The sequence below is a fragment of the Streptomyces sp. NPDC101234 genome, from assembly GCF_044767525.1.
GTDB classification, from domain to species: Bacteria; Actinomycetota; Actinomycetes; order Streptomycetales; family Streptomycetaceae; genus Streptomyces; species Streptomyces sasae.
The window spans coordinates 65,161-65,859 of record NZ_JBIWOA010000051.1; the positions used below are offsets into that span (position 1 = coordinate 65,161).

Annotated in this window: 1 protein-coding gene and 1 pseudogene; both read left to right on the forward strand. The window is 65.4% G+C overall.

Translation table 11 applies throughout. The features are described 5' to 3' along the window. Positions 1–267, forward strand: a pseudogene (locus ACIRR9_RS50235) (hypothetical protein); the annotation flags it as partial. A 75-nt stretch (positions 268–342) separates the two neighbouring features. After that, a partial coding sequence (locus ACIRR9_RS50240; RefSeq protein ID WP_403766993.1) for an alcohol dehydrogenase catalytic domain-containing protein occupies positions 343–699 on the forward strand: 357 nt, incomplete at its 3' end.

The following is a 699-nucleotide window of genomic DNA, read 5'->3' on the forward strand; positions in this document are numbered from 1 at the left end:
TCCGTCACCGCTTCCATGCACTCCGACCGCAAGGCCCCCGGCCACATCGCCAAGGCCGCCGGGGCCCGCTCCCTCGTCGTCGACTTCCGCCTGGCTGACGACGGCACCCACCTCGGCCGCCGGCTCGCCGACGCCAAGGTCACCTCCGAAACCCACACCCTCCCCGAAGGCCAACACTCCTTCATCCTCGCCGCCGGACGCGTACCCGAAGCCAACGAAGCCATCACCAAAATCGGCAACTGGCTCCACACCCACCTCAACAACTAACCGGCAAAGCTGCCCGACCATCCACATCGACCACCGAGAACTCCATCTCGTAGATCACACGGAAGGCTGACTGACATGAAGGCATTCATCGTCGAGAAGTACGGCAAGGACGGCGCGCGCGCCGCAGAGGTGCCCAAGCCCACGATCGGGAACCGCGACGTCCTGATCAGAGTGAGCGCCTCCAGCATCAACCCGCTGGACAAGATGGTCCGCAACGGAGAGTTCAAGCAGCTCCTGAAGTACAAGCGCCCCTTCGTGCTCGGCCACGACGTGTCCGGCGTCGTGACACAGGTCGGCTCCGCCGTACGCAGCCTCAAAGTCGGCGACGAGGTCTACGCCCGCCCGCGCGACCTGCGCATCGGAGGCTTCGCGGAATACATCGCAGTCGACCAGGACGACGTCGCACCCAAGCCCGCCACACTCACCCTCCAG